General features: G+C 50.8%; 22 protein-coding genes. 17 read left to right on the forward strand and 5 right to left on the reverse strand.

From position 1 onward, the window contains the following. Positions 1–41 precede the first annotated feature (41 nt). From ICL55_RS21340 to ICL55_RS21355, 4 genes are all read left to right on the forward strand, one after another. A complete protein-coding gene (locus ICL55_RS21340; protein ID WP_188101132.1) occupies positions 42–1358 on the forward strand; it encodes an alginate export family protein in 1317 nt (438 codons plus the stop codon). 101 nt (positions 1359–1459) lie between these two features. After that, entirely contained in the window at positions 1460–2674 is a 1215-nt protein-coding gene (locus ICL55_RS21345) for an MFS transporter (protein ID WP_246496470.1), read from the forward strand. Between the two features lie 20 nt (positions 2675–2694). Then, positions 2695–6192, forward strand: a complete 3498-nt coding sequence (locus tag ICL55_RS21350; protein WP_188101136.1) for a nitrate reductase — start codon at positions 2695–2697, stop codon at positions 6190–6192. A gap of 2 nt (positions 6193–6194) precedes the next feature. Further along, positions 6195–7652, forward strand: coding sequence for a rubredoxin (locus ICL55_RS21355; RefSeq protein ID WP_188101138.1), 1458 nt, complete (start codon positions 6195–6197; stop codon positions 7650–7652). 58 nt (positions 7653–7710) lie between these two features. Here the strand turns inward: ICL55_RS21355 and ICL55_RS21360 are convergent, their stop codons facing one another. Further along, on the reverse strand, positions 7711–8604 hold the full coding sequence (locus ICL55_RS21360; protein WP_188101140.1) for an alpha/beta fold hydrolase: 894 nt from the start codon (positions 8602–8604) through the stop codon (positions 7711–7713). Positions 8605–8860: 256 nt separating this feature from the next. Between ICL55_RS21360 and ICL55_RS21365 the strand changes: the two genes are divergently transcribed. Both ICL55_RS21365 and ICL55_RS21370 read left to right on the forward strand, forming a co-directional pair. Then, positions 8861–9862: a sensor histidine kinase gene (locus ICL55_RS21365; protein ID WP_188101143.1), complete on the forward strand. Its 1002-nt coding sequence runs from the start codon at positions 8861–8863 to the stop codon at positions 9860–9862. Beyond that, entirely contained in the window at positions 9859–10563 is a 705-nt protein-coding gene (locus ICL55_RS21370) for a LytR/AlgR family response regulator transcription factor (RefSeq protein ID WP_188101145.1), read from the forward strand. Before ICL55_RS21365 ends, ICL55_RS21370 begins: the two co-directional genes overlap by 4 nt. Before the next feature lie 59 nt (positions 10564–10622). On the opposite strand, the gene ICL55_RS21375 is transcribed toward ICL55_RS21370, so the two are convergent. Further along, the gene (locus ICL55_RS21375; RefSeq protein ID WP_188101147.1) at positions 10623–11534 is read right to left on the reverse strand and encodes a serine hydrolase; all 912 of its coding nucleotides are present in this window, start codon (positions 11532–11534) and stop codon (positions 10623–10625) included. Between the two features lie 78 nt (positions 11535–11612). Between ICL55_RS21375 and ICL55_RS21380 the strand changes: the two genes are divergently transcribed. Continuing rightward, positions 11613–12032: a c-type cytochrome gene (locus ICL55_RS21380; RefSeq protein ID WP_188101149.1), complete on the forward strand. Its 420-nt coding sequence runs from the start codon at positions 11613–11615 to the stop codon at positions 12030–12032. 2 nt (positions 12033–12034) lie between these two features. Here ICL55_RS21380 and ICL55_RS21385 read toward each other — a convergent pair whose 3' ends face one another. After that, positions 12035–12421: a hypothetical protein gene (locus tag ICL55_RS21385; RefSeq protein ID WP_223151536.1), complete on the reverse strand. Its 387-nt coding sequence runs from the start codon at positions 12419–12421 to the stop codon at positions 12035–12037. Between the two features lie 18 nt (positions 12422–12439). Between ICL55_RS21385 and ICL55_RS21390 the strand changes: the two genes are divergently transcribed. Both ICL55_RS21390 and ICL55_RS21395 read left to right on the forward strand, forming a co-directional pair. Further along, positions 12440–13231 (forward strand): hypothetical protein, encoded by a 792-nt coding sequence (locus ICL55_RS21390; RefSeq protein ID WP_188101153.1) that lies wholly within the window; start codon positions 12440–12442, stop codon positions 13229–13231. 3 nt (positions 13232–13234) lie between these two features. Continuing rightward, the gene (locus ICL55_RS21395) at positions 13235–13735 is read left to right on the forward strand and encodes a DUF2004 domain-containing protein (RefSeq protein ID WP_188101155.1); all 501 of its coding nucleotides are present in this window, start codon (positions 13235–13237) and stop codon (positions 13733–13735) included. Here the strand turns inward: ICL55_RS21395 and ICL55_RS21400 are convergent. Next, complete coding sequence (locus tag ICL55_RS21400) at positions 13719–14102, reverse strand: winged helix-turn-helix transcriptional regulator (RefSeq protein ID WP_188101157.1); 384 nt, start codon at positions 14100–14102, stop codon at positions 13719–13721. The genes ICL55_RS21395 and ICL55_RS21400 overlap by 17 nt on opposite strands. 95 nt (positions 14103–14197) lie before the next feature. On the opposite strand from ICL55_RS21400, the gene ICL55_RS21405 reads away from it, so the two are divergent. The 4 genes from ICL55_RS21405 (at position 14198) to ICL55_RS21420 (ending at position 17222) form a co-directional block, all read left to right on the forward strand. Beyond that, the gene (locus ICL55_RS21405) at positions 14198–14950 is read left to right on the forward strand and encodes an SDR family NAD(P)-dependent oxidoreductase (protein ID WP_188101159.1); all 753 of its coding nucleotides are present in this window, start codon (positions 14198–14200) and stop codon (positions 14948–14950) included. Positions 14951–15042: 92 nt separating this feature from the next. Then, a complete protein-coding gene (locus ICL55_RS21410; RefSeq protein WP_188101161.1) occupies positions 15043–15618 on the forward strand; it encodes a Crp/Fnr family transcriptional regulator in 576 nt (191 codons plus the stop codon). Between the two features lie 81 nt (positions 15619–15699). Then, the gene (locus ICL55_RS21415; RefSeq protein ID WP_246496471.1) at positions 15700–16131 is read left to right on the forward strand and encodes a carboxymuconolactone decarboxylase family protein; all 432 of its coding nucleotides are present in this window, start codon (positions 15700–15702) and stop codon (positions 16129–16131) included. Positions 16132–16277: 146 nt separating this feature from the next. Continuing rightward, positions 16278–17222 (forward strand): polysaccharide deacetylase family protein, encoded by a 945-nt coding sequence (locus ICL55_RS21420; RefSeq protein ID WP_188101166.1) that lies wholly within the window; start codon positions 16278–16280, stop codon positions 17220–17222. A 22-nt stretch (positions 17223–17244) separates the two neighbouring features. Here ICL55_RS21420 and ICL55_RS21425 read toward each other — a convergent pair whose 3' ends face one another. Further along, positions 17245–18138: an NAD-dependent epimerase/dehydratase family protein gene (locus ICL55_RS21425; RefSeq protein WP_188101168.1), complete on the reverse strand. Its 894-nt coding sequence runs from the start codon at positions 18136–18138 to the stop codon at positions 17245–17247. A 148-nt stretch (positions 18139–18286) separates the two neighbouring features. Here ICL55_RS21425 and ICL55_RS21430 point away from each other — a divergent pair, with 148 nt between their 5' ends. The 4 genes from ICL55_RS21430 (at position 18287) to ICL55_RS21445 (ending at position 25368) form a co-directional block, all read left to right on the forward strand. Continuing rightward, entirely contained in the window at positions 18287–18886 is a 600-nt protein-coding gene (locus ICL55_RS21430; protein WP_188101170.1) for an RNA polymerase sigma factor, read from the forward strand. A gap of 95 nt (positions 18887–18981) precedes the next feature. Continuing rightward, positions 18982–19959 (forward strand): FecR family protein, encoded by a 978-nt coding sequence (locus ICL55_RS21435; RefSeq protein ID WP_188101172.1) that lies wholly within the window; start codon positions 18982–18984, stop codon positions 19957–19959. Positions 19960–20135: 176 nt separating this feature from the next. Then, on the forward strand, positions 20136–23618 hold the full coding sequence (locus ICL55_RS21440) for a TonB-dependent receptor (protein WP_223151537.1): 3483 nt from the start codon (positions 20136–20138) through the stop codon (positions 23616–23618). Between the two features lie 25 nt (positions 23619–23643). Continuing rightward, entirely contained in the window at positions 23644–25368 is a 1725-nt protein-coding gene (locus ICL55_RS21445) for a DUF4397 domain-containing protein (protein ID WP_188101174.1), read from the forward strand. Positions 25369–25371 lie beyond the last annotated feature (3 nt).

Raw genomic sequence — 25371 nt, forward strand, 5'->3', positions numbered from 1 at the left:
ATCTTATATTGATTGGCTCAAATAAAATCAACCAAAGGTACATGAAAAAATGGTTTCATGGCGGTATCCCGTGGATACTACCGGGTCTGCTGCTGTCGCAGCACGGCTATGGCCAGTTTACAATAGGTGCCCAGCTGCGCACCCGCACAGAGTTGCGCGACGGGCAGGGCGCTCCCAAACCACAGGGGGCATCTCCCGCTTTTTTTACATCCCAGCGTACCCGCCTGATGGCAGGGTTCAACACCTACCGCCTGAAGCTGGGACTAACGGTACAGGACACACGCGTTTGGGGACAGGATGCATCCACTATTAACCGCACGACCACTCCCGATAACAACGGCTTCATGCTGCACGAAGCCTGGGCCGAAATCCTGCTGACGGATACCGTGGTAAAGGACCGGCGTTTGGCACTGAAGATAGGCCGGCAGGAACTGGTATATGATGACAGCCGGTTGCTGGGCAATCTCGACTGGCTGCAGCAGGGACGTCGTCACGATGCGCTGCTGGTAAAGTATGAAACGGCCACATGGACCGCCCATGCAGGATTGGCTTTTAACCAGAATAAAGAAAATGCGGCGGGAACGGTATACAATCCGACGCCTGCCGGTAACTATGCCGCCAACACGAATGGCGGCGCTGCCTATAAAAGCCTGGAATTTGTATATGTATCCCGAAAAATCAATCAGGGAAACCTTTCTTTTCTTTTGCTGGCCGACCAGTTTCCGAAATTTCATATAGACACGACCGTTACTCCGGCGCAGAAAAAGTGGGCAGCAGCAGTGTATAACCGTTATACTACCGGGCTATACTACACAGGGCAGTATGACCGTCTGTCATGGACGGCCGCCGCTTATTATCAGGGCGGCGCCAACAGCAGCGGGCAGGATATCAGCGGTTCGTTGCTGACAGGGTACCTGCAATATGGCTTCAACCGGCATTTCAGTGCCGGAGGAGGCGCCGACTTTACCGCTCCCGATTTTGATCCGCTTTATGGCACTCCTCACAAGTTCTGGGGCTATATGGATTATTTCTATGTGGCCAGTCCATTTGCCAACAAAGGGTTGCAGGACTACTACCTCAGGGGCAAGTGGAAAGCCGGCAGCCGCTTCACTGCCGGCGCGGATGTGCATGAATTCTTCAGTGCAGCAGCCATTAGCGGCAACAGTAAACGACTAGGTACCGAAGTGGATATAACGGCGGCGTATACACTCACCAGTATGATTGCTTTTGAAGCCGGTTACGGCCACTTCTGGAGTACGCCTTCCCTGGCGCTGATAAAACAGGTCAATAACGCGTCGGGTAATAACAACTGGGCTTACGTGACGGTCAATATACATCCTGAATGGCTGATTAAATGATTCAATAACCACCTAATTCAATCAATATGCCTGCTCTCGACAAACTGAACATATTTCGTATAGACTCAGTACAGATGCGGACTTTCCACATCACTTGGCTCATGTTTTTTGTCTGTTTCTTCGGATGGTTTGGCCTCGCGCCGCTGATGCCCACCATTCGGGAAGACATGGGACTCAGCAAGGCGCAGATTGGCAATATTATGATTGCCTCCGTGTCAGGAACAATTGTGGCCCGACTGTTAATTGGCCGCCTGTGTGACCTGTGGGGGCCGCGCAAAACGGCCGTACGTCTGCTGGTACTGGGCTCCCTGCCTGTTTTTCTGGTAGGCTTGTCAAAAGACTATACTTCTTTTTTACTTTTTCGTTTAGCCATCAGTGTAATAGGAGGGTCGTTTGTGATCACGCAGTTCCATACTTCGCTGATGTTTGCACCCAACATCAAAGGTACGGCCAATGCCATTGCCGGCGGATGGGGCAACCTCGGCGGCGGGGTGACCAATATGGTCATGCCGCTGGTTTTTGCCGCCATTGTGGGTTTCGGTTATACGAAAGCAGAAGCCTGGCGTTATGCCATGATACTGCCGGGGCTGATGATGCTGGGCGTAGCGTGGCTGTATTACCGTTATACCCAGGACACGCCGGAAGGAAATTTTGAGGAGATACCTCGTGCTGAAAAAGCGACCAGCATCGACTGGTCGGTGCTGCGCGACTGGCGCATCTGGGTGCTTACCCTGGCTTACGGGATGTGTTTTGGCATGGAGATCACTTTCGATAACGTAGCCTCGCTGCATTTTGTGGATACCTTTCATTTGTCGCAACGCAGCGCTGGTTTTTGGGCCGGCGTTTTCGGATTTATGAATCTTTTTGCCCGTGCCCTGGGTGGCATGGCCGCAGATAGAGCCGGGGCCAAAGCAGGCATCAAAGGGAAGGGATGGCTGCTGGCATTAATGCTAATCATGGAAGGCGCCGGCCTGCTGTTATTTGCCAGCGCCGGTTCGCTGGGAATGGCCATTGTTGCCATGCTGAGTTTTGCGTTGTTCCTGAAGATGGCCAACGGCGTTACTTACGGTATCGTGCCTTTTCTCAGTACGCGCAATGCAGGCCTGGTTAATGGCATTGTTGGCGCCGGCGGTAATATCGGCGGTATGCTGTTTGGATTTCTATTTAAATCAGACCATCTCACGTACATCGATGCATTTAGTTACATCGGCATGACGGTGATGGCGGTGGGGGGACTGGTACTATTTACCCGTTTTGCTCCCAAAGCCGAGCGGGCAGCCGTTACTGTGGACGACGCGCCGGTAGTGGTTTCCTGATCATTAATAAAAAGAGAACTATGCAGCCACCTCTTAAAACTACCTGTTGTTATTGCGGCGTAGGATGTGGGATACTGGTCCATAAAGACCGGCAGGGGAAGCTGCAGGTGGAAGGCGACCCTGATCATCCGGTGAATAAAGGCATGCTGTGCTCCAAGGGAATGAACCTGCACTATACCGTTATGGATACATCGGACAGGCTATTGTACCCTGAAATGCGGTACCACCGGAACCTGCCGCGGCAGCGCGTTAGCTGGGACCAGGCCCTGGAGAGGACCGCTGCCGTGTTCGCGTCCGTCATACGGAAACATGGACCGGATGCAGTGGCGTTCTATGCATCAGGACAATGTCTCACCGAGGAGTATTACGTTGTCAACAAACTGATAAAAGGATTTATTGGCAGCAACAACATCGATACCAATTCCCGTCTCTGCATGAGCAGTGCGGTGGCGGCATATAAGCTGGCGCTGGGAGAAGATGCGGTGCCGGGTACTTATGAAGATATTGAAAAGGCTGACTGTATTTTGGTAGCGGGTGCTAATCCGGCGTGGTGCCATCCTATTCTCTGGCGGCGCGTGGAAGCGGCCAGGGCGGCCAACCCCCGTCTGAAGATCATCGTCAGCGATCCGCGTGTAACACAAAGTTGCAGCATAGCGGACCTGCATCTGCAAATCAATCCGGGAACAGATATCGTGTTGCATCATGCTATTGGCAGGGCGTTGATAGAAAACGGAGATATCGATCCGGGTTTTATTGACGCGCACACGGAAGGTTATCTGAAGTACGAAACAACGGTGATGCAACGCAGTGTGGAGGAAGCGGCGGCCATCTGCGGTATAGTGGCGGCGGCCATCTATACGGCGGCGGAGTGGATCGGCAAAGCAGGCGGATTTATGTCGCTATGGACCATGGGCCTGAACCAGAGCGCTGCCGGCACGCATAAAAATCTTAGTCTGATTAATCTCCACCTGATAACAGGTCATATCGGAAAGCCCGGCAGCGGCCCTTTCTCGCTCACCGGTCAGCCGAATGCGATGGGCGGCCGCGAAGTGGGCGGCCTGTCCAACTTACTGCCGGCACACCGGCTGCTGAGTGATCCGGCACATCGCCAGGAGGTGCAGCAGTTCTGGGGCGGCACCACTATCTCCGAAAAGCCAGGCCTTACCGCCACGGAAATGTTTGACGCACTGCACGACGGTCGCCTGAAAGCGATCTGGATCATGTGTACCAATCCACTGGTGAGCCAGCCAGATGTGCGTTTTGCGGAAGCGGCCCTGCAAAAGGCGAAGTATGTGGTAGTGCAGGAAATTTCTTCCAGACCGGAAACGTTGCGTTATGCTGATGTAGTGCTGCCCGCCGCGGCATGGACAGAAAAAGAAGGCACTATGACCAATGCAGAGCGCCGTATCAGTTACCTCGGAAAAATTACCGAGGCGCCGGGAGAGGCGCTACCGGATGCGGACATCATTTGCCGTTTCGCGCAGAAGATGGGCTATAAAGGCTTCGATTATGCCACGACAGCAGATATCTACAAGGAACATGTGCAACTGACTGCGGGTACGAATATCGATATCAGCGGACTGAATTACGACATACTCAAAGCGCAACGCAGTGTGCAGTGGCCTTACCTCAATGGAAAAGGAACGCCGCGGCTATTTACCGATCACCGTTTTTATACCGGCGCAGGAAGGGCCGTGATCCATAGTTTTGGCGATGAACACCGGTCAGAGCCGCTGACGCCGGAGTGGCCGCTCATCCTCACTACCGGGCGTATCCGCGATCAATGGCATACGATGAGTAAAACCGGTAAGGTGAACAAGCTGAAACAGCATATCAATAGCGCGTTTCTGGAGATACACCACGATGATGCTGCTGAACGGAACATCCACGACGGCGATATTGTAACGGTAACGAATGCACGGGGTGAGGTGCGGGTGAAAGCCAGATGTTGTGACACGATCAAAAAAGGCGTAGTGTTTTTGCCCATGCACTGGGGACGAATACTGAATAACGATTTGCACAGAGCCAACAATATTACCAGCAAACGACTGGACCCTATTTCCAAACAGCCCGATTTTAAGTTTGCGGCAGTGCAGGTAGCACGTTACCGGAAACCGGTACAGAAAATTGTGATCATTGGCGCCGGCGCCGCTGCCTGCGGATTTGTGAAATCATACCGCGAACTGAATACCACCGATGAACTGGTGGTTTTTGGCAAAGAAGACCAGCCGTTCTATAACAGGGTGATGCTACCGGACTATATCAGTGGTTCCCAATCGTGGAAGCAGCTGGTGAAGATGACACACAGCGAAGAAAAGGCAACGGGCGTCACGTTGCACCGCGGTATCAGCATCGTTGATGTAGACCGCTTCCGGAAGGTGGTGATGGACAGTAACGGCAACGAACATACGTATGACCTGCTGATATTGGCTACGGGCAGCCGTGCAGCTACTTTACGGAATGTACCGGCGCTGGACGGTATCTTCACCATGCGTACGCGCCAGGATGCGGATGCCTTCAAAGCGCATATCCGTCCAGACAACGGAAAAGTGATGATCATCGGCGGAGGGCTGCTGGGCATTGAGCTGGCAGCGTCGCTGAAAGAGATGGGCATAGCCGTAGGATTACTGCAACGTACTTCCCGCCTGATGGACCGGCAGCTGGACACGCTGGGCGGTCAGTTGTTGTATCAGGAGCTGACGGACCGTGATATTGAGATTTACTACAACGATGAGGTGGACCGTTTTTCGGGACAGGGCCAGCTGGAAGGCATCCACCTGAAAAGCGGCCGCTATATTGCCTGTCAGGCGGTGGTAATGTCTATTGGCACCGTGCCTAATATCGAACTGGCAAAAGCCTTGCAGCTGCCCTGTGACCGTGGTGTGATCGTGAACGAATACCTGCAGACAGCTGATCCGGATATTTTTGCCATGGGAGAAATCGCTTCTTTCAAAGGGATGTTGTATGGCATCACCGCTGCGGCCGAACAGCAGGCCGCCGTAGTGGCCCGCTACCTGAACGGCGATATCGGCAGTTACTATCAGGGGTCGCTGACGATGAATATCCTCAAAATGCACGGCGCCGATTTCTGTTCGCTGGGCATGGTGGAGACACCCGATGATCCGGCTTATGAAGAAGTGGTATTTATCGACAAAGCCAAACGTTATTATAAGAAATGTATCATTCATCAGGACCGGCTGGTCGGTGCTATCCTGATCGGCGATAAATCTGAGTTCCCGGAGTTCCGTGATCTCATACAGCAACGCATGGAGCTGTCAGACAAGCGGCTGGAGTTATTACGCTCCGGCAAAAAAGGGACGCCTGTGATCGGACGGCTCATCTGTTCCTGCGGTAACGTAGGGGAGGGGAACATACAGGAGAAGATTACCGCCGGCTGTCATCAGCTGCAGCAGCTGTGCCAGGCTTCCGGCGCGGGGATGGGCTGTGGCAGCTGTCGCTCAGAAATCAAATCAATACTGGAAAAAAGCCTCGCTGTTCCGGTATCTATTCCGGTGTAACCATGGCCAGACAAACACATACTATATCCGTCAATTTCAGAGGTGGCATCATTCCTCCCGGCGTGTTGCTGGATTTACTCGAGGTAGCAGCCGAGGCGACGGTGACGCACATACGCTTTGGGCTGCGGCAGCAGCTGCTGCTAAATGTACCGGATAAACAGCTGTCTGCTTTTCAGGCTGCCTGTAATGACCGTCAGATAGACTTTTCAGCGCATCCCAATATACTAAGCACTTATCCTGCCGCCGGTATTTTTCTGCATGATACCTGGCTGGTAGAGGGGATTTATAAAGATGTTTTTAATCAGTTTGATTATCTGCCGGCGTTAAAGGTCAATATCTGCGACAGCAAACAGACGTTTGTGCCGCTTTTTACCGGGCATATCAACTGGATATCGTCCAATACCACACATTACTGGCACCTGTACCTGCGGCTGCCCGGCAGCCAGGAGCTGTTTCGCTGGCCGGAGCTGATTTATACCAATAGCATCGCCACTGTTAGTAAAGCGACGGAAACGCTGATGTTGCGGGGACTGGAGCCGGCGGCTGTTTTCAGCGATATCAAAGCACTCCTTCCTTACGTTTTTCAGGAGAGCGGCGTTGAGCCGGAGTTTCCCGCTTTCCATCTGCCTTACTATGAAGGGTTTAATAAGCAGGACAACAGTTATTGGCTGGGCATCTATCGCCGGGATGAAACCTTTCCGGTCCCTTTTTTAAAGGAGGTGTGCCGGCTTTGTCTGGAAACGCGCACGGGGCAATTGTATAATACGCCCTGGAAGTCGCTGGTGATAAAAAATATTGATCCCGCGCACCGGTATCTATGGGATTATCTGTTGGGGAAATATGGTATTAATGTGCGGCATGCGGCCAATGAACTGAACTGGCAGGTGGAAGACAACAGTGAAGACGGATTGATTCTGAAACGCTATATTATCCGGCATTTTGATGTGGCGGACGTGCGCACCTATGGCCTGTGTTTCAGTATCCGGATGCAGGAGCAGACGAGCCTGTTCGGCAATATTATTATCCGGAGAAAAGCGAGCCGCCATGGCAGCAAGCTGAAATATATGCAGCGGTATGATATCCTGTATACCGATGGTTTTAACGCTAATTCCTCTGCGCTGATACCTTACCGGGAAGATGTCTCCAAAGAGCAATTGGGTCCTTACGTGGCCTCTCTGTGTAAATTATTTTACGAGCAAAAGAGCGAGACGGACATGCTGCAACATTTTGTGAAAGCGCAGCAATCGCCCGTGGTAAGAGCGGAGGCGATGAGGAAGGTACATCAGTGCGTGTGCTGCCTGACCGTGTACGATGAAACGGTGGGGGATGAGTGGCAGGAGGTGCCGGCGGGTACGCCTTTTGCCAGTTTGCCTCCCGCTTATTGTTGTTCGGTATGTGAAGCGGAGAAAGATACTTTCCGGGAAATAACCGTGCCGGTTAGCCCCGGGCAGCCCGCTTAAAAAAACATACAGCCGTCTCCGTAGTGGGACGGCTGTATGCTTTAAACAGGGTTTCCGGTTAGCGCCCCAGGAAGGTATCTACCTGGTTGAAGAACCATTCAGGCTGATCGGTCATGATGAAATGGCGGGCATCATCTGACATCGAAATAGCCGCTTGTGGTGCTTTCTGATATTGTGAACGATAATTTCCCAGCACCATTTCACGGCTGATGCCATAGTTTTTATAGCCTATCCAGTCTGCCAGCACCAGCAAGGGGCAGGTGATCTGGCTCAGCTGCTGGCGCAGGTCGGTGGTGTACAGTTCATACATCACCTGTGCCTGGGTAGGGGCGTGGCTGCGCATAGCCATATCCATGACGGGGATGCGGTTGATGCTGTCGGTGATCAGGCTGGGAAGGATCATCAGTTGGCTGGCACGTGTTTGTTCCGGTGTTTGGGAGGCCATGCTTTTCTGCATGGTAGTGGCTATTTCGCGCGTTTGTTGCGGAGTGGCGTCGGGGCCCATGAAGAAGGCCGGGAAGAAAGGACCAGCGCTGACGGTCACCACTTTACCTGGCAGATCAGGGTACAGGATGCTCAGCTGCAGCGCTATCCAGCCACCCAGGCTATGACCGATGATAGTCGGTTTTTCCAGTTTGTTATCACGGATAAATCCTGCCAGCTCGCGCGTGATAGTTGTCATCAGGCTGTCTGACTGAATAGGGGGCTGTCCGGCAAATCCGGGCAGCGTCAGTGCATAGCAGGTGTAGTGATCGCGGTAATGCGCCACAGATTTGTCCCACACGTCGCCGGAGCAATACAGGCCGGGGATGAAAATAATGACTTTGCCTTTCCCTTCTTTTTTAACGCCGAAGGAATGGTGCTGCGCATATACTTCGGGCCTGATCATGGCCAGATACAGACAAACGAGCGTAAAAATGCGGACAGGTACGTATTTAAAAAATGGTGTCATATGGAGTTGTTTTTATCGTAATGCTGACACAAAGTGAATTATTCCGCAGGGAGGATAAAAATCAATTTGACGAAAAGGTGGTTATGGGGTATGAAATAGTGTTTTAAGGAGATGTAGTTCACCAGCGTGCCCGGGAATACCCCGATAGGGCATTTAATCCATCCGCAGCCTGTTTTCGTCAATAAATGTTGTTAACTTCCCCGGAGCATGCTACTTTGCCTAACTTATGCGTCAATTTTTAACCAAATACAGGGGGATGCATATCCTTTTCTGGGTGTGCAGCCTGAGCTTCTGGACCTATTCCACGTGCAATACCTATCATGTGTCTGTATGGGAATCCCTGCGTAACAACGGCATATGGCTGATTCTTCAGGCTATACTGGTGTATTCCATTATCTACTGGCTGATGCCGCAGTATTTCTACCGCAGGCAGTACTGGCGGTTTTCCCTGTCCGCAGCCGCGCTCTGGGGGGCCATGTCACTGCTGAATGCCTGGGTGATGTTGACGCTGGTGAGATCAGATCATCCACAGGCGCACCTGGGCAATGTTTTCTCTTTTGCGGTATTTACATCGATGACCAACTTTTATGTTTGTTTTGTGTTCATCGCGGCTAAAACGGTCAAAGATAAACTGGAGGCGGAACGGCATCAGCGGGAAGCAGAAAAGGAACGGACAGAAAATGAACTGCGGTTCCTGAAATCACAAATGAACCCGCATTTCCTCTTTAATGCCATTAACAGTATTTATGTGCTGATCCGCAAGGACCAGGAGATGGCGGCCGGAACGCTGGCCACTTTTGCAGACATGCTGCGGTATCAGTTGTATGAATGCAATACCGAAACGATACCGATAGAAAAGGAAATAGCGTATCTGAACAACTATGTGCAACTGGAGAAACTCCGGAAAGGGAAGGCCTTGCAGCTGGATTATCAGGTAGGGGAGAATGTCCGCCATTTTTCCATTGCGCCGCTGCTATTGATCCCTTTTGTGGAGAACGCCTTCAAATATGTATCTACCTACACCAGTCAGGATAACCATATCCGGCTGAAACTGGATTACGAAGATGATAATTTCCTGCTGGAAGTGGAGAATAGCGTGGAGCCGATCGCCAGCCGGCCGGTATTGAATGGTGCAGGCGGTATCGGACTGGAAAATGTAAAACGTCGGCTGGAGCTGATCTATAAAGGAAATTATGATTTACAGATCACCCCGGGTGATGCTGTTTTTACAGTAAAACTGACCTTAAAAATAATATGAATCTGCGTTGTATTATTGTTGATGATGAACCACTGGCCAGAGAAGGGCTGGAGCTGCTGGTCAGGGAAACAGGCTTCCTGGACTTGCTCGGCGTTTGCTGTAATGCGATGGAAGCCAGTCAGATGTTGGCACGTGAAAAGGTAGACCTGATGTTCCTCGATATTGAAATGCCGCGTATCCGGGGCATCGATTTTCTGAAAGGACTGGCCTCTCCTCCGCTGGTGATCATTACCACGGCGTACCCGAATTTTGCGCTGGAAGGTTTTGAGCTGAATGTGCTGGACTATCTGGTGAAGCCCATCACGCCCGAACGTTTTCTGCGTGCGGTCAACCGCGCGCGGGATATGTTCACGGTCAAACATACCCCTGCGCCGGAGGTGGATTTTTTCTTTATCAAATGCAATAGCAGCTATGAAAAAATCAACTACGACGATATTCTTTACATAGAAGGCACCCAAAATTATGTAACGATCAACACGCGGCAGGGCAAGTTTATGACGCTGGCCACCATGAAATCGGTAGAAGAACAGTTGCCTGCAGGCCGGTTTTTGCGGATACAGAAATCGTTTATCGTGGCGGTGAACAAAATACAGTCACTGGCAGGAAATGAAATCACCATTGGCACGCACAAGATACCGGTGAGCAAGATTTATAAAGAAGAGCTGATGCAGCTGATTGATAAGCATTTGATCAGGAAATAAGACGGTTTAAAACTGAGAAGCCCCGACACGTTGTGCCGGGGCTTCTCTTTTGAAGTTATTTAATACTTGTCTTTCCTGAACACGGGCGTCCATTTGCTTTTAGGTTCAAAATGTTTCCAGAGGAGCGCAGAAATTTCCCGGATCATGTTCACCGCTTCGTTATCGGCTACCCAGCGCTGGTCCTGGATGTTTTTGGTGCCGATGTAGAAAACATAATCTCCATGAGGTGCATTGACCAGCACCACTTCCGAACGGGATTCATTGACAGAGCCGGTTTTGGCAGCAGCCTGCACATATGGCGGGATCTGTGTGAGCGCCTGTTCGTCGTAATAACCTTTGGTCATCAGGCGGTACATCCGTTCACTGGAAGGGCGGCTGATCACTTCTCCCCGGAATATTTTTGTCACCAGGGTAGCCATTTCACGTGGGGTCGTCTGGCCCCATCCATATATTTTCCGGTTTTCTTCCCGGCCGGGCGTACGGGAATTTACGCGGGTGTCTTTTAAGCCATATTTCTCCATCAGGGCGTTGACGGCAGCGCCGCCGCCTGCCAGCTGCTGGTTCCAGAGGGAGGTGGTATTGTCGCTGTAAGCCATCATTAAGGCCGCGAGTACGCTTACCTCCGTTTCGGAACTGTCTTTGAAAAATTGCATCAGGCCTGAGCCACCGCTTCTGGCGGAATCGCGGTATATCAGTGTCTGATGATAACCGAGTTCGCCTTTGTCCAGTTTATCGAACAGGCCTACCAGCAGCGGAATCTTCACAATACTGGCGGTAGGGAAAATGGTGTCTGCGTTGACAGCGGCCCATTCGCCTGTAGCCAACTGTTGCACATATATACCGGCGGTGCCTTTGAATTTATCAGCAATCTGCTGCAGTTCCTGCTGCAGCCGGGCATCGGGCTTTTTCTTCAGTTGCGAAAAGGTAATGGCCGGCCATAGCAGCAATGCCAGGAGTGAGAATCTATGCATAGGAGTGAAATTGTACGGCAAAAAGATAAAAAGAAATGTGGAGGAATAAAAGTACTTTACGGTAACATCCATTACCTTATGCGTCCCTACCTTTTCTGTATGTTGACTGCCATCGGGCTGATCTATCATAGCGCCTGCCACCAGGCGCCGCCTGTACCTGTTAAAACGGATAGCACCAACATTAAACTGGTGGCTGGCTTTCAGCAGGGCGAAACGCTCTTTCGCCAGTATTGCAGCAGCTGTCATCGTTCACCCAAAAGAGGTGTCCTTCACAACGAATTGTTGGTCGGTTTGTTTGACAGAATGCCGGCACCCTCTACGCAGTACTTTATCCGGTATATCCAGGACAGCAAAGCGCTGGAGCAGGCAGGAGATCCCTATGCCCTTGCGGTAGCGCGGGACTACAACCATGCGGGCAACCATCATTTCAGGGACAGCATGACGGTAGCAGCAATGAGAAGCCTGATCGTATATCTTCGCGTGGCGGGTAGCAGATAAGTTTAGCGGAGTCCCCATAGTTCCTGTTCCAGGTTGTTTCTCAGGTTGGTGAAAAAAACACTGAATAACATGATGGTTTTGGGCCATGATGCTTCGAGAGACACGAGGTACTCGGTGGATGTTTCCGTGATGATTAATTTGCCATCGGTAAAATCGGCAAACTTACCCGGATGACGACCTATCCTGAAAGCAGTCCCTGAAAATCTCACCATGTTATTTTCTATATATACCTCATCGGCGCCACCAATACGGATCTCCCGTTTGTATAGGAGCAGCAGTTGTTCAAGCGTAGTGCCGGGGATTTGGGCTTTGATGAAATAGGAGGTAGCGATGGGCATATTCAGTTCGGTATAACAGATAAAGTGGAAATTATTTACATTAGCGCCCACAAAATAGATAAAATACCTATGAAAGCATGTTTGTTTGCCTTTACCCTGGGAGTGTTATGTTGTCATGCAACCTACGCACAGACCAAAGAAATCATGAAAACCGCTACGCCTATGCAGGTACAAGGGACTACAGTAAACGATTTTGAAGATCCCGGCGCTAAAATTCAATTGATGACTGGTGGCATGACCATCAACGGGGGATTGAATAATCAGGATAGCCGCCCTCCTCTTACAGCCGGAACTGGCAAGGAGATCCGTGCGCGTAGCAGAGACCACTATGGCTTGGATGATGGCTTTCTGAGGCTGACCGCCGGAGGCGGTACCAATGTTAATACAAAGTCTTTTATTGAACTCTCAGGATATTCACTGGTTCCCGAGATGAATCAGAATATTGTACTGGGAACCGGCGCTACAGAGCGGATGCGCATCAATCCCAATGGATATGTAGGTATCGGTACTTCAACGCCACAGTCGCTGCTTGCCGTGGCCGGTGTTATCACTGCCACAGAAGTGAGGATCGTCCCCGGCAGCACCAGCCTGGCAGCGACTAATGTATTCGATGCCACTTATGTACTGCCTTCACTGGAGACAGTGGAGAAACATATTCAGCAAAACAAACGGCTGCCGGATACGCCGGCCGATGCGGAAATGACGAAGGGCGGTATGAGTCTGGGCTCCATGCAACAGCAGCAAATGAAAAAGATCAATGAACTAACGTTATATTTGATAGAACAAAACAAGAAGATAGAAAAGCTTCAGCAGCAACTGTTGCAGCAGGAGGCCCGTATCAAAGAACTTGAAAAGAAATAACGCATGTCATATCTGTTACCCTACTTTGGAGAAATTAACCTGACACAGCTGGATGAATACTACGAAGCAACTGCTGCATCGGGGGTGAAATTTGACCTGAACTTTGAGCATACCAGCGTTGCAGAGGAGAAGGCTGATCTTATCAAGTCGTGGCTGCTGGACATCGGGCAGCTGGATGCGCAGAATATGGGGGCTATTCAGCATGATTTCAATACCGGCGAAGGTGAAACGCGGGACTACCTCCGTTTTTATATAGAAGCGCTATACGAAGAGCAGCTGGCTGGTATCGTAGGAGATACAGATAGTGATGAAGAAAAGTTAGTCGTGCTGCTTCATAAGCTGAGACTAAAGCGTGTGGGTTTTTATCCTGATGGTAAATATGATACTCCTCATTTTGCTATTTTCGACTACACCATCGATGTCGATGGCAAACCCTGTAACCAGCTGCTGGTGCTGAAATGGACAGCACAGCGGCAGCTGGCTGAAATCAGCTGGGAGAGCTAACCGCTGCTTCCTGTTGCGCGATTTTCCGCTGTTTGTTGCCCCAGCTGCTCAGTTGACTTAAGATAGGCTCCAGTTCCCGCGCGGTCTCTGTTAGTTCATATTCTACTCTGGGCGGTACTTCCGCATAAACGGTCCGTTTAATCAGTCCGTCCTGTTCCATGGCCTTCAGCTGTAACGTCAGCATACGTTCAGTGATATACGAAAACTCTTTTTTAAGCTCGCTGTAGCGCATCGTGCGTTTGGCGAGCTTATCCAGTATCAGGAGTTTCCATCTGCCACCCAACATATAAATAGCATAGGTAAGGTCGCAGCCGGTGATGCATTGTTCATTGCGGCTATAGGTTGAATTTTGTTTTCTGTTTGCCATTACGCACATATTTGTTTGTACCACACAATTAATGGTATGCAACATAAAATTAGCGGATGCCATTTACTTTTACAAAGAATTTCAAAACAACAGTTATGGACCTCTATTTAAAAGGAAAAACAGCCGTAGTAACAGGTGCTAGTCAGGGTATGGGACGTGCCATCACAAAAGAACTGGCCGCAGAAGGTGTAAAAGTATTAGCCACCGGAAGAAACGAAGATTTGTTGAACAGCCTCCGCGAAGAAGTGCTGGCAGCGGGTGGTGTAGAACCGGTGATATTATCACAGGATTTTATGGCGGCGGATGCGCCGGAGAAGATAGCCGCCGCGGCATTTGCGGGATTAGGGCATGTGGATATTCTGGTGAACAATGCCGGCAAAAGCGTACCGCTGGACATCATCGGTGCGGATAAAGACTGGGATGCCTCTTTTCTGCTGCATTTTGATCGCCTGCGGCAATTGACGCAACAGTTTCTCCCTCAAATGATAGAACGTCGGGATGGCGTTATCCTGAACATCACGAGCACTTTCGAGTTGCGGACCATCAATGCTTCATCGGTGGCTAAAGCGGCTGTAGTGGTGTGGTCTAAGCAGCTGGCCGGAGAAGTAGGCAAATACGGTATCCGGGTCAATAACCTGCAGCCAGGGCTGATAGATACGGAAAATATCCGGCCTTATTTTCAGGGCGAAGAACGCCAGCAATTTGCCTCGAAAGAAATACCGCTGGGCGACTTTGGTGAAACGCAGGATATCGCCAATGTGGTCACTTTCCTGGTGTCTCCCCGGGCTAAATATGTGACCGGCACCATGGTAGGAGTTGACGGTGGATTGCGTTACGGAGCGTTTTGATGATGGTTGTCACTGCAAAAGGCGCCTTGCAGTGATTTCATCATACCGGGAGATAAGGCTTTTGGCAATTTTTGTGGTATTTTTGGGATACCATGTCCTCCGTATTTCAACAACACGTTCGTAAGTTTGTAGAGGTCAGTGATGAAGAGCTGGCTTCTATCCTCGCTTATTTTGAGCCCATCTCCGCGGCTAAAAAAGTCAATCTCCTGGAAGAAGGAAAGGTCTGCCGATATGATTATTTTGTGCTGAAAGGTTGCCTGCGGTTGTTCTTTGTCAACAACAAAGGCGTGGAAAAGACGATCCAGTTTGCGATTGAAAACTGGTGGATGGCGGACTATACTTCGCTGCAATTACAAATACCTTCTGAATTCTATATACAGGCCGTGGAGAAATCCGAAGTACTGGCCATCGGCGTGGCAGACCGCGAAACGATGCTGGCCCGCTTCCCGAAGATGGAACGTTATTTCCGGATGGTACATCAAAAAGCCCATGCGGCCGCCCAGTATCGTACCCGCTATCAGGGAGATTATACCAAAGAGGAGCTCTACCATCATTTCAGCCGTAATTTCCCGGAATTCGTGCAACGGATACCGCAGCACCTGCTGGCCTCCTATCTGGGCCTCACCCCGGAATATCTCAGTGAACTAAGGGCCAGACGTATTTCTTAATCCACCTTAAGTTTTTCCGGAAAAGGGCGTTGTAGTTTTGTGGTGTACTAAAAAATAATCACCATGAGTCAACGTCTTAATATGAAGAAGTTAATCCCTGAAGGATATAAAGCCCTGCTGGCGATGGACACTTTTCTGGCCCACAGTCCCCTGAAGGAATCCCACAAAGACCTGATCGATATACGTACAGCACAAATCAACGGTTGTACTTACTGTATGGATATACACAACCGTACGGCACTGCAGCACGGAGAAAGCAGCCAGCGGCTGTTTGTCCTCAGCGGCTGGCGTGAAGCAGGCCTCTTTACGGACGAAGAGAAAGTGATACTGGCCATGACAGAAGAGATCACGCTCATTCATCAGCACGGACTGAGCGATGAAACCTATCAGCTGGCTTTGCAATATTTTGATGAAACCTATATCTCTTATCTGATCATGGCCATCATCTCTATTAATGCTTTAACAAGAGTAGGGGTGAGCACGCGCCTGGAAGTGGTGAAGGTGCATGCGTAATATCTATATCATAAAAGTGCCGAAATAGTGACTATTGCGGCACTTTTGCTTTTTATATCTTTTATTTTTACTGATTTTTCAGTGAGAAGTACAACATTTATACACCCTCACCGGGCGACATTTGTGTATACAAACAGCCCGATTGTATGAGCACTCGCAGAACATTTATCAAACAAACCAGCGCCGCAGGCGCACTCAGCGTTTTACCTTTTACCCATCTTTTCTCCAATAATCAACAAACAAAAACAATGACCAATCCTACTCACTGGGCAGATGGCTCCCGGCTGGTGGTGTCCGTGTCCATGCAGTTTGAAGCCGGTGGCCAGCCGGACAATGCAGAGAGCCCCTTTCCGCAAAATATGCAAAAAGGCTATCGTGACCTGCCGGCAGCTACCTGGTACCAATATGGCTATAAGGAAGGTATCCCCAGAATGCTCGATAACTGGGATAAACTGGGCATCAAAGTGACTTCCCATATGGTGGGCACAGCAGTACTCAACCATCCCGAGCTGGCGAAGGAGATCGTTCGCCGCGGCCATGAAGCAGCCGCGCATGGAATGAACTGGAGCTCGCAGTATAACCTCTCTTATGAAGAAGAAAAGAAGTTTATCAAAGATGGCGCAGATGCCGTGAAAGAGGTAACCGGGGTGATGCCGATAGGGTACAATGCCAACTGGCTGCGCAGGGGTGAGAATACCCTGAAGATATTACAGGAGCTGGGTTTTATTTATCATATTGATGACCTGAGCAGAGATGAGCCATTTGTGATACAGGTCAACCAGAAAGATTTTGCAGTGGTGCCTTATACGCTACGTTGCAATGATATCCTGCTGATCGAAGGAAAGAATTTCTCGGCCGGTCAGTTTGTGGAGCAGGTGAAGATGGAGTTCGACCAGCTGTATCTGGAAAGTGCGCAGCGTCGCAGACAAATGTCTATCAGTTTCCATGATCGTATCGGCGGTACGCCGCAGATGGTGAAAGCAGCGTATGACATCATTCGTTATATACAAGACCATAAAGGCGTGAGCTTCCAACGGAAAGATGCGATCGCTAAGATGATTTTACAGGATAAAACGGCGGTGAGGGAATAGTCCTTCACCACCGTTTTTCAGTTTATGCTATCTCTTCCAGCAGGCTATTGTGCACCGGCTGCCATCCCAGCTGCTGCCGCGCTCTTTCGGCGCTGGCCACAATATTGGACCCCATCCCGAAATGGGCCATGGCAGGCCCCCATATCTTAATGGCTTCACCAATGGAAAGGGATGTTACGTCGTTTTGCAGTCCCAGTGCGTGACGAATTCTTTCTGCGATGGCTTTAAAGGAGGTGAGTCCGTTTTCGGCGTAATAGAAAGATCCGGCAGGCGCTTTGGTGATGGCCAGTGCATAGAGCGATAATAAGTCCATGATATGTACATTGGAAGTAAGATGAACGCCTTTGCCGACCATTACCGCGCTGCCACGTTGCTGCGCTTCTCTTATCAAGGCTGGGATCTGATCACTTTCCTGCTTCAGTGCCAGCCCTTTTCCATATACCATCGTAGGACAGATCACTACCGTGTGTATGCCTCTTTGCGCATAGTGCATCACTTCCCGGTCGATCAGCACGCGGGCGGCCCTTTCAAATAGCGGCTTTTCAATAATGTCCGTGTATGCGTTGGGGTTAGCATATTGCCCCGCTGCCTTATCGCCGAGGATACCGCCGCCGGACGTGTGGATATACATCTTCCCGCTGCCTTCCAGTGCTTCGAGAATGGTCGCTACCAGAAAGGAATCATCTGAGCTGGCTACATTGATCACGATGTCAGCAGCTTGCAGCTTGGCGGTAAAACCGGCGTCACCCGTCATTAAACCGGCCGTAGCGGTGATGCCCAGCGCTTTGAGCCGCGGCACATCTGTTTCCCTGCGTACCCGACTGTGGATCTCATAACCCTGCTGCTGAAGATGAATCGCCAATGAGCCGCCAATATAACCGGTGGTGCCAAGAATGAATACGCGCTTTGTGTCCATATATTTTTAGCCGTAAAAATGGAGAACGCAGTAATGGCGGTCAACCCGAATCTTGCTGTTTTTGATGAACTGACATAGCAGTGGTAACAGAAATGGCGTCTTAACAATTATTTTATATGCGATCTTACCCGCCGCTGATTACTTTTGAATGGAAAAGAAACATATGGCTATCGAAAAGGGGGGACTTCCGGATGAAGGGCTGCTGGTAGAAAGGCTGCGTCGGGGCGATGAAAAAGCCTTCCGTGCGCTGTATGATTTCTATTGGGAAAAGCAGTACGATCTGGCTTATTATAAGCTGGGCGGGAAAGCGTTGGCGGAGGAGATCACCCAGGAAGTATTTGTGGCCCTGTGGTTGCAGCGGGCGGAGCTGGACCCTGAAAAGCCGGTGGGCGCCTGGTTATATGGCGTCGCCAAAAACAGGATACTGAATACCTACCGGAAACAGTTGTCCCATCATAAATACCTGCAGCATGCCCCTTTGCAGGAAGTTACCCATAACACGACGGAACAACTGTCCTTTAATGAACTGAATGCTGCTGTCCAGCAACGGATTAATGAACTGCCGGATAAATGCCGGGAAGTGTTTACCATGAGCCGGATACAGGGCTTCAATACACAGCAGATCGCTGAAATGCTCAATATCTCCCCCAAAACGGTTAACAACCACCTCGTGAAAGCACTCCGCATCATGCGGGTAAACCTGAAAGACTACATCACGCTGTTAATCCTCCTGTCGCTCCGCAGGTAACATTAATTTAACGTAGCCTGGAGTAGGTGTAAGCGTCTGCTTGCGGTAAGTATGATTGACACCGGCCATCAGCCGGCGTTGTAATTAATACTTCCATGCAGGACAGGAATGAATTAAACAGGTTAATAGATAATTATCTCAACGGAAAAGCCACTCCGGAAGAAACCATCTGGCTCAACAACTGGTTCGAGCAGCTGCATACGCCCGGCGAAGGAAAGGATGGCAACCACCAGGAGCTGGGACAGCGCATCTTTGCGGCGGTACAGGCGCAGCTGGATATGGCGGCGCCACAGCCCGAAACACTGACTATCCGTCGTCGTTCGCGCATCGTGCGTTGGCGTATTGCCGCTTCCGTTATCTCTGCTGCACTGGTTGCCGGTGGTGGCTGGTGGTACCAGTCGGCCATGAAAACACGCAAGCCGCTGGCCAAAATGCTGGACCTGCGCACGCAGGGCGGGCAGATGACCAAAATCACGCTGACAGACAGTTCGGTGGTATGGCTCAATGCCAACAGCCATCTGCGTTATCCTGAAGCATTCACAGAAGACCGTACGGTATATCTTCAGGGAGAAGCCTACTTCGATATCCATCCTGACCCGGGACATCCTTTTATTATTGAAAGTGGTGGCTACAGGACCAAAGTACTGGGCACCGCTTTCAGTATCCGCGCACATGCCGCACCCCAGATATACAAAGTGACGGTGGCCTCCGGAAAGGTGGCCGTATTTAAGTCCGCCGACAGCAGCCGTATCGCCTACCTGACGGCCGACCAGGAGCTGCGTATCAATGAAGATGCCGGCACGCAGCAGGTGAGGACGGTGCATGCACAAACCAAAATGTTGTGGAAAGAAGGAAGCCTTACTTTTGAAAAAGACTTCCTGTCGGAAGTGGCGATATCCCTTCAAAACCGCTACGGCGTGACTTTCTCTTTCAAAAAAGCACAGCTGAAAAATATGGAGATCAGCGGCATTTTTGACCACTCCCAATCACTCAACGATATCCTGAAAATATTAAGCAAAGTATATGGCCTGCATTTCAACAGGCAGGCAAATGGTATGATCCACATTTCCTGATCACTAAAATCTACAGCATGGAAAAGAGATTTACATAACACGGCAAAGAAAAACCGGATGACGCAAGCGTACCCGGTTTAAGGTGCGATGCTGATGATACCAGGCCTGAGAAACCGCATCATCGCGTCGCTGTCATTAACTAACCCGAAGGATTAACTAATTAACAAGGTAAAAGTATGAATTTTTTCCTGGGGAAACCCTGCGCTTATTTTAAATGGGTTATGCGTATCTCCTTTTATGTAATGGTGGCTTCCATCGTTACGACCAACCTGATGGCCAGTGTAAGCACTAAGGGGCAGTCCGTGGAACGGGTACGCCTCTCGGCCGATTTCAGGAAGACGCCGCTCCGGACAGCGCTGGAACAGCTGTCTGCCAGATCTGGTATAAGGATCTATTTTAATGATGAAAAAGTGGATAACGCCCAACGCGTATCTATCCATACCGACGATGCACCACTGCTGGAGATCCTGGACAAACTGCTTGCCCCGGCGGGACTGGCGGCGCAGGTATATAGCGACAATAAAATTACAGTCGTGCCCCTGAGCGCCATTCCTCCGCCGGTGAAAGGTATCGTAACGGATAAAAACAATGGTACGCCACTGCCAGGCGTTGGTATCCGCATCAAAGGCCAGAGCACCGGCGTGATCACCGACGGCTCCGGTCATTTCAGCATCAGCATCCCGGAAGAAGGCGCTGTACTGGTGATCTCCTATATAGGCTACCAGCAACAGGAGCTGAAAGTAGCGGCAGGCACTACCTCCCTGCAGATTGCCATGAAACCTGGCCGTACCCAGCTCAATGAAGTACAGGTACAGGCCCGCCGTAAAACCAATACGGAAGCTTCTGTCCTCGCCGAAAGAAAAGCTTCTGCCGTCGTGCAGGACGCTATCTCTGCGGCAAACATCGAAAAGACAGCGAGCATCACCACCACCCAGGCGCTGCAACGCGTGTCCGGGGTGACTATTACGGATGATAAATATGTGGCGATCCGCGGGCTGGGCGACAGAAGTGTGATCGGACAACTGAACGGTGTGCGCCTCGCTTCTTCCGATCCTGACCGTAGCGCTATTCCGCTGGACCTCGTGCCGGCAGCCCTGCTCGATAATATCACCATCTATAAAACCTATACGCCCGATAAACCGGCAGATGCAGCAGCGGGTATCATCGAACTGAAAACCCGCTCTGTGCCGGATACGGCGGTGCTGAGCATTATCGCGCAAACCGGTTTCAACTCCAACATCGGACTGGGCGGGAAAATCAACAGCTTCAACAATGCTGATCCCGGTTTCTGGGGGCAGAAAGTGAAACAGGCCGGTCTGTCCAAAGACTTCATTGCGCTCGGAAGCCAATATCCCGGCGGCTTCGCGCAGGTGCAGTCAATGATCGCCAACAGCGGCAACGACCCGCAGATAAAACAGGAAGTGAACCGCATCAACAACATCATGCACGGCTTCGACCCGGTACTTACTACCCGTTATGCTCCGGCGAAAATGAACCAGATATACTCCGTGACCTACGGCAACAGCTTTAACGTTTTTCGCAAACATAAGCTGGGCGTGATCGCCGGGGTGAACTACTATCAGCGGGCAACAGACATCCACGGCGGAGACCTTACGCAATGGAGCATCTATCAGGGTGTGCTCACCGGTAATAATCAGGTAAACAGTACCCGCATCATTCCTAATTATATCACGCCTAATAACATCAACCTCGGGAAGTATATCTCCTACAAAGAAAATACCGGTACCTCCACACTCAACTATGGATTTCTGGGAGGCCTCACTTACCGTTTTAATCCCCGCCATGAGATCAGTATGCAGTACATGGGCAGCAGGGGAGCGGAAGTACAGGCTACCAATTTGTATGGCGCCTATGAGTACACCGGTTTGTCAGGAGATGTCAGCAATATTGTGTATTCGCTGAAGCGCAGCTACCGTACCCTCAATACCTTTAACCTACAGGGAGAACATAAACTGACAGCAGGCGAATACGCACCCCGGTTGAGTTACAACTTTGCCACTTCTACTTCCAGCCAGGACGATCCGGACTACCGCTTCGTTAACCTCGCAGCATACACGCCTGTTGGCGGTGGTGCTATCAGTGTGCCCGGCAGCCTGCCTAATTCTACCGGCGTTACCGGTACACCGGTATATTATTCATTGGTGTCCGGTTATGTAAATGGCTACGGTCCCTACGGTATTATTCAGGCCGACCCTAATGGCCGCCGTTATCGCAGCCTGAAGGAAACGAACTATAACTATAAAGCCGATCTGACGCTGCCTTTCCGCCTGCTCGGCAAACGGCAGGAGTTTAAAACGGGTGTCAACTACCTGTTCCGCGACCGCAAATTCACAGAGAACGTGCTGTCACTGCCAGGCTCCAACTTCTCGTCTACCGGCAACCAGGCGCTGTATACCGTGCATGGTAACCTGGACCACCTCGTGGGATACGACCAGATCGGCATCAAACAACCAAACGGTCCTGTCGGTGAAGGACAGCCGGCTGTTGGCGGTTTCCTGTACAACGCACAGAAATCTCCCAACAACTACAAAGGTTCTTTTGAAACACGTGCCTTCTACGGTATGCTCGATCTCCACCTGACGGACAATCTGCGGTTGACAGGCGGCGCCCGTTTTGAGTTGACCGACATCCGCACAGCGGTGGACACAGCAGGTGTTTTCCTCGATCCTGCGCTGACCACGCCCAACAAAGATGGTCAGACCGTGAAGCTGGTATTTACGCAACCATATTCTATCTATAAAACCGATTACAAGCCCTATTATTCCCTGAACCTTACCTACACCCTGCAGGAAAACATGAATTTCCGCTTAGGGTACAGCACTACGCTGGCAAGGCCAGAGCTGCGTGAAATCACTAATGTGTTTGAGTTTGACCCGTTCCAGTTTGCACTGGTAGTGGGCAATCCCAAACTGGTGAACCAGTCCACCACCAACTACGATTTCCGTTGGGAATGGTTCCCGCATCCCGGTGAAGTGATCGCCGCTTCTGCCTTTTACAAACAGATAGACCACCAGCTGACGAAAGTGTATACCCAGAACTCCGCAGGACTGGACGCACGTTTCCCGGAGTTTCCGGCTATCCGCTTTGAGAATGACCCCAACCGCGGACAGGTATATGGTATCGAGCTGGAAGTAGTGAAAAACCTTGGCAGATGGTGGTACCCGCTCCGGAATTTTAATCTGGGCTCCAATCTGCTGCTGGCACAGAGTGAAATTAAAAAATCACCTGAACGGCTAAACGATTCCAGGATCGTCGATCGCCGCTCGCCTTCCAACAGTCCGCTGTTTGAACAGGCGCCTTATTCCATCAACGCTTATCTGAACTATAATAACCCGCGTACCCGCACAGACCTCACCCTTACTTTCAATGAAGTGGGAGAACGGCTGATACAGATCAACCTGACCGGTGAGCCCGACCTGTATAGCAGACCCGCTCCCGTACTGGATTTTGTTTTCAGTCAATATCTCACCAAAAGATTACAGCTGAAAGGATACGCTAAAAATATCCTCAATCCTGCCTGGAGGGAAGTATATGCCAATCCCGGTACCGGTGGAAAGTACTACGGTAACACGTATATCCGTCGCAGTTACTACAGAGGTACGGAGTTCATGCTGGGGCTGAATTATAATATTTTCTAAAGGGAATGACCGCAAAATGAAGATAATGCAAGCAGTAAAATATTTTTTCCTGACATGCCTTCTTGCCGGACTATGGGCCTGTAAGAAAGACAAAGCGGATTACCTGTTTCAGGAACTACCGCAACAGCCGCCGCTGACGGCATCTACCGTGCGGCTGATGAACATGGGGCGGACAGCCACCGAGTTAATCATCAACGACACGCCGTTGACCAGTTTCGTGCCGCCGAATATTGAAGGGTATTACCTGGACGCACGGCCTACGCCCTATTTTCAGAACGGCCGAATGGGCGCGAGTTATGCCATCCCGCAGCGTTTTATCAATCAGAACGGTAACGCACATATCAAAATCGGTAGTATGATATACGGCCATAAAGAGCTGGTCTATCCCAAGGAATTTGATATCCATGAAGAGGTGAACAACCCGACTGATTTCTATAATGTGCTGTACGGACCGCATGGCGGCACCACCCTGCTGGGTGACGACTCCCTGTTTGCCATTCCACGTTCTATCTCTCCGCCGGCCAATCCGGAACATTTCAGGATACGCCTGCTGAATCTCAGCTCTGCGCCCGATGCAGCGTCTCTTGAAGGAGATATGTCACTCGTGTTGGCAGACGGAACAAAAGTGAGCGCTGCCACCAATAATGTAGCATCCGGAAAATATTCCGATTACATAGAACTGCCTTATGGCACCTATCAGTTTAAAGTGATGACCAACGATGGCAGACTGCTGCCAGGCGTGCGGGTGAATGCGGAGGAGCTGCTGAGTTTAGTCAATAGAAATACCGGCACCATGACCACCGGCAACAACCCGGTCGTGGACACACGCCTCACGTATGCGCCTATACGTACTTTCCAGCCCGGCGGCGTGTACACCATCATGGTATGCGCCAGTATGAGCTTCAGCTCCCTCGATGCAGGCAGCAGTTCCGCTTCTCCGGCAGGCATCAACAGCTACCGCATCATTGCAGATAACAAGGAGGCGCTGAATATTACCTATGGCCGTTTACAGGCGGTGAGTGTCATGCCCGGCGTATCCGTGTCCGTTAGTGCGGACAATAAACCATTGCAGGAAGGCGCTTTGACTTTTGCTAAGGCTACTGTCTATAAAACGCTGGTCAACGGCACACACACCATACAAGTCACAGATGCGAGCGGTAAGAAACTCGCAGAACAGTCCCTGACCATACAAGGCAGCGATAACTATACCGCCTGGGTATATCCCGGAGAGAACGGCCAGCCGGTGCTGAAGCTGGTGGCCAATAACCTCAGTGGCAATTTTTATCTCAGCACCAACCCCAAAGGTGACGATGGTAGTAACGACCAGTTCTCTTACTCGATGCCGTTTAAAGTCCGTTTCCTGAACCTCTCCACCGATGTGCCCGAAGTAACGTTTACAGAGGCCAACGGCAAGCTGTTGAACGACTTCCTGAGTTTCAGAGGCAGCAGCAGTCAGCATATCACCAGAGGACGGATCGTAACAGACCAGCCTTATATCTTTTTCAATCCTTTGGCCGGCATACAAAAGCTGGGCGCATACGCTTCCCAGCCGGGCATATTGCCGGGCGACTGGATACAGGAAATTCCGCAGCTGTCGGGAACAGACTTCATCGCCCGCCCGGAATTATATGCCGGCGCCCTGCCAGCCTATGAAACGGGTGTGTATACGGTGGCGCTGACAGGCAGCCTGCATCCGAAAAATGCCGGTGAAGCCGCTGCCAGAATGATTATCATCAAGCATAACCAATAATGA

It is taken from the genome of Chitinophaga varians (assembly GCF_014529945.1).
Taxonomy (GTDB): Bacteria; Bacteroidota; Bacteroidia; order Chitinophagales; family Chitinophagaceae; genus Chitinophaga; species Chitinophaga varians.

What these genes read in the sequence shown, in the direction of transcription:
- ICL55_RS21340 (WP_188101132.1), top strand. Translation starts at nt 42, where the DNA reads ATGAAAAAATGGTTTCATGGCGGTATCCCGTGGATACTACCGGGTCTG.
- ICL55_RS21345 (WP_246496470.1), top strand. Translation starts at nt 1,460, where the DNA reads ATGTTTTTTGTCTGTTTCTTCGGATGGTTTGGCCTCGCGCCGCTGATG.
- ICL55_RS21350 (WP_188101136.1), top strand. Translation starts at nt 2,695, where the DNA reads ATGCAGCCACCTCTTAAAACTACCTGTTGTTATTGCGGCGTAGGATGT.
- ICL55_RS21355 (WP_188101138.1), top strand. Translation starts at nt 6,195, where the DNA reads ATGGCCAGACAAACACATACTATATCCGTCAATTTCAGAGGTGGCATC.
- ICL55_RS21360 (WP_188101140.1), bottom strand. Translation starts at nt 8,604, where the DNA reads ATGACACCATTTTTTAAATACGTACCTGTCCGCATTTTTACGCTCGTT.
- ICL55_RS21365 (WP_188101143.1), top strand. Translation starts at nt 8,861, where the DNA reads ATGCATATCCTTTTCTGGGTGTGCAGCCTGAGCTTCTGGACCTATTCC.
- ICL55_RS21370 (WP_188101145.1), top strand. Translation starts at nt 9,859, where the DNA reads ATGAATCTGCGTTGTATTATTGTTGATGATGAACCACTGGCCAGAGAA.
- ICL55_RS21375 (WP_188101147.1), bottom strand. Translation starts at nt 11,534, where the DNA reads ATGCATAGATTCTCACTCCTGGCATTGCTGCTATGGCCGGCCATTACC.
- ICL55_RS21380 (WP_188101149.1), top strand. Translation starts at nt 11,613, where the DNA reads ATGCGTCCCTACCTTTTCTGTATGTTGACTGCCATCGGGCTGATCTAT.
- ICL55_RS21390 (WP_188101153.1), top strand. Translation starts at nt 12,440, where the DNA reads ATGAAAGCATGTTTGTTTGCCTTTACCCTGGGAGTGTTATGTTGTCAT.
- ICL55_RS21395 (WP_188101155.1), top strand. Translation starts at nt 13,235, where the DNA reads ATGTCATATCTGTTACCCTACTTTGGAGAAATTAACCTGACACAGCTG.
- ICL55_RS21400 (WP_188101157.1), bottom strand. Translation starts at nt 14,102, where the DNA reads ATGGCAAACAGAAAACAAAATTCAACCTATAGCCGCAATGAACAATGC.
- ICL55_RS21405 (WP_188101159.1), top strand. Translation starts at nt 14,198, where the DNA reads ATGGACCTCTATTTAAAAGGAAAAACAGCCGTAGTAACAGGTGCTAGT.
- ICL55_RS21410 (WP_188101161.1), top strand. Translation starts at nt 15,043, where the DNA reads ATGTCCTCCGTATTTCAACAACACGTTCGTAAGTTTGTAGAGGTCAGT.
- ICL55_RS21415 (WP_246496471.1), top strand. Translation starts at nt 15,700, where the DNA reads ATGAAGAAGTTAATCCCTGAAGGATATAAAGCCCTGCTGGCGATGGAC.
- ICL55_RS21420 (WP_188101166.1), top strand. Translation starts at nt 16,278, where the DNA reads ATGAGCACTCGCAGAACATTTATCAAACAAACCAGCGCCGCAGGCGCA.
- ICL55_RS21425 (WP_188101168.1), bottom strand. Translation starts at nt 18,138, where the DNA reads ATGGACACAAAGCGCGTATTCATTCTTGGCACCACCGGTTATATTGGC.
- ICL55_RS21430 (WP_188101170.1), top strand. Translation starts at nt 18,287, where the DNA reads ATGGAAAAGAAACATATGGCTATCGAAAAGGGGGGACTTCCGGATGAA.
- ICL55_RS21435 (WP_188101172.1), top strand. Translation starts at nt 18,982, where the DNA reads ATGCAGGACAGGAATGAATTAAACAGGTTAATAGATAATTATCTCAAC.
- ICL55_RS21440 (WP_223151537.1), top strand. Translation starts at nt 20,136, where the DNA reads ATGAATTTTTTCCTGGGGAAACCCTGCGCTTATTTTAAATGGGTTATG.
- ICL55_RS21445 (WP_188101174.1), top strand. Translation starts at nt 23,644, where the DNA reads ATGCAAGCAGTAAAATATTTTTTCCTGACATGCCTTCTTGCCGGACTA.